Genomic DNA, 3,046 nt, shown 5'->3' on the forward strand with positions numbered 1-3,046 from the left:
AGGGCGTGGGCAGGCTGGAAGCGCTTTTTCACCACGCTGCCCGCCAGCACACCGCCGCGCAGAAGCCGCAATTTTCCAACAGGAAGCTGTTCGCTGTCTACGGGCGGTAACAGGACCCACTCCCCTGCCAGTTTCACCGGCAGGTCCGCCAACTGCGGAAAGCAGGCTTTGACAAATGCCGTCCATTCCGCCGGTGCCTTAGCCGGACGCTGGGGTTTGCTGCGGGGCAGGCAAACTTTTTCCGCCTCCGCCGATTTTTGCAGTTTGGCCATAAAGTGGCCTTCTCCCCCATCTGCGGGCCAGATACGGCGGCAGAATTCCGCACCGAACGGTTGCGGGGCACGGTTTGCTTCGCCCGGACGGCCGAAGCCGCAGCCCGAAAGATCGCAAAGAGAAAACTCCGGATGACGTGCCAGAAAAGCCGCGATCTGCCCCTCGTCTTCCTCCGGTGCAAAGGTACAGGTAGAATAGACCAGTATGCCGCCGGGGGCCAGCAGTGCCGCGGCGTTTTCCAGAATTTGTGCTCCCAGTTCCGCGCAATGTGCTACCAACGCAGCGTCATGCTGTGCCAGCGCAGCAGGTTCCTTGCGGAACATACCTTCCCCCGAGCAGGGCGCATCCACCAGTACCCGGTCGAAGCGTCCGGGCCAGGCTGCCGCCAAGCGGGCAGTATCTTCATTGGTAACCAGCGCATTGGTCACCCCCATGCGTTCCAGATTCTGGCGTAAAATCTCTGCACGGGCAGCCACAAACTCGTTGGCCACCAACAATCCCTGTCCCTGCAGGGCCGCCGCCAGTTGGCTGGTCTTGCCGCCGGGCGCTGCGCACAGGTCCGCCACCCACATGCCGGGGCGGACATCCAACAAAGCCGCCGGTGCCGAGGCACTGGGTTCCTGTGCGTAAAAGACACCCGCATGGTGCCAGGGATGACGCCCGGGGCGCCAGTCCGGTGCGGTGGTGAAGGCTGCCGAACAAAACGGTGAGGATGCAACGGAAAAATCCGCCTGCTGTGCCAACTGCGCAGGTGCACAGCGCAGCGTATTGACCGTGATGCCCCGGGCCGGTTCCGGCGTAGCATAACGGTACAGTTCCTCGAACCGTGCCCCCAACAGAGCACGTTCCCGTGTGAGAAAATCAGCGGGGAATTCCATCTTGGTTTCCTTCCTTGCATAAACAGGCCATGACCGGGCAAACTACCAGTGCGGCAAGAAAACCGCAGATCGTTTTTTTACTTGCGAAAGGAGTAAACCCTCATGGCAAAGAATCAGACGAACAACACGACCAACCGCAGCACCAACACTACCAACCATACCACCAGCGGCACCCAGAAAAAGTCCACCAACAGCACCCAGCAGCGCAGCACCAACCGCACCACCAGTGCTACCGAGAGCAGCAGCAAAAACTGCAAGTAATCCGCGTCCGCAGCTTTTTCAGCAGCATAGAAAAGGCTCCGGCCCCTTTTAGGGGCCGGGGCTTTTTTCATTGGGGTTGATAGGCGCTCCAAAGCGCGTCGAACAGTTCCTGGATGCGGGCCGTATTTCCTTGCAGGTAAAGCCAGCCAAGCAGGCACTCGAAGCCGGTGGAAGCACGGTATTCCTGCACGGTGGCGTGTTTGGCCACACTGGCTTTGCTGGCATTTTTGCCGCGGCGCAGCACATTGGCCTCTGCCTCGGTCAGCAGCGGTTCCAGGATCTCCAGTTCTCTGCTTTGCGCGTGGGCACTGACATAATGGGTGGCAACCGTGTGCAGTCGGTTGGGCTGCAAACGGGTGGTGCCTACCAGCCGGGCCCGCACCAGCAGTTCCAGCACAGCATCCCCCACAAAGGCCAGTGCCAGCGGGGACATTTCGTGAATGTCCACTTCCGATTTCGTTTCAAACAACATACTCAATACAGATAATCAAACTCGTATTCGCCGATTTTGATGGTGTCCTCTTCCTCGACGCCTTCCGCCACCAGCTTATCCAGAATACCGGAATCACCCAGCTGCGTCTGGAAATACTGCAGGCTTTCGTAGTCCTCCACATTGGTACCGGCCAGAATGCGCTCCAGCCAGGGGGCGTCCACGGTAAACTCGTGGTCGCCGGTGCGGGTGACCGTGAAGGGACGGGTGGGTTCCAGGCTTTTGTCGGGACGCTTGTATTCCGCCTCATACACCTTGATGGGCGGCAGATCCTTCAGCCGGTTGTATACCAGTGCCGGCAGACCGTCCACACCCTGACGGGTTGCCGCCGAGATGGGCAGGAAGGTCAGGCCCTTGGACTCCACATAGTTTTTGAATTCTTCCACCTGTTCCGGGGTAGCGATATCACACTTATTGCCCAGAACAATCTGCGGACGCTCTGCCAGCTCGGCGCTGAACCCTGCCAGCTCGTGGTTGATCTGCTCAAAATCCGCCTTGGGATCACGCCCTTCGCAGCCGGAAACATCCACCACATGCAGCAGCAGGCGGCAGCGTTCTACATGGCGCAGGAAGTCATGCCCCAGGCCCACACCTTCCGCAGCACCTTCGATCAGGCCCGGAATATCGGCACAGACAAAACTCTGCTCCGGTCCCACGCGCACCACGCCCAGAACCGGCGTGAGGGTGGTAAAATGATAGTTTGCGATCTTGGGCCGGGCTGCGGAAATGATGCTGATGAGGGTGGATTTGCCCACATTGGGGAAACCGATCAAACCTACGTCGGCAATCACTTTCAGTTCCAGCTGTACGTGCAGATCCTCGCCGGGCAGGCCGGGTTTGGCAAACTTGGGGATCTGACGCGTGGGAGTGGCAAAGTGAGAGTTACCCCAACCGCCACGGCCGCCGCGGGCGACAACCACCGGTTCCGATCCCGACAGGTCCGCAATCACCAGACCGGTCTCGGCTTCTTTCAGGACGGTGCCGCGGGGCACCCGAATCACCAGATCATCGGCATCGGCGCCGCTCTGGCGCTTGGCGCGGCCATTCTCACCATTTTCTGCCGTGTACTTGCGCTTGTAGCGGAAGTCCATCAGCGTGGAAAGGTTGTCATCGGCCACAAAAATGATGTCACCGCCGCGACCGC

4 protein-coding genes are annotated in these 3,046 nt (G+C 59.8%); 1 reads left to right on the plus strand and 3 read right to left on the minus strand.

Annotated features, from left to right (window positions below; genetic code table 11):
• The coding region (locus H6B10_RS13675) for an RsmF rRNA methyltransferase first C-terminal domain-containing protein (protein ID WP_204652110.1) at positions 1 to 1,151 on the minus strand (1,151 nt) is incomplete at its 3' end.
• A gap of 102 nt (positions 1,152 to 1,253) precedes the next feature.
• Between H6B10_RS13675 and H6B10_RS13680 the strand changes: the two genes are divergently transcribed.
• On the plus strand, positions 1,254 to 1,412 hold the full coding sequence (locus tag H6B10_RS13680; RefSeq protein ID WP_204652111.1) for a hypothetical protein: 159 nt from the start codon (positions 1,254 to 1,256) through the stop codon (positions 1,410 to 1,412).
• Between the two features lie 67 nt (positions 1,413 to 1,479).
• On the opposite strand, the gene H6B10_RS13685 is transcribed toward H6B10_RS13680, so the two are convergent.
• Positions 1,480 to 1,860, minus strand: coding sequence for a Mini-ribonuclease 3 (locus tag H6B10_RS13685; protein WP_330031447.1), 381 nt, complete (start codon positions 1,858 to 1,860; stop codon positions 1,480 to 1,482).
• Positions 1,861 to 1,886: 26 nt separating this feature from the next.
• Positions 1,887 to 3,046 (minus strand): GTPase ObgE (obgE, locus tag H6B10_RS13690; protein WP_204652112.1); only part of this gene is annotated, 1,160 nt, incomplete at its 5' end.

The sequence above is a fragment of the Gemmiger formicilis genome, from assembly GCF_016901605.1.
Lineage (GTDB): Bacteria > Bacillota > Clostridia > Oscillospirales > Ruminococcaceae > Gemmiger > Gemmiger formicilis_B.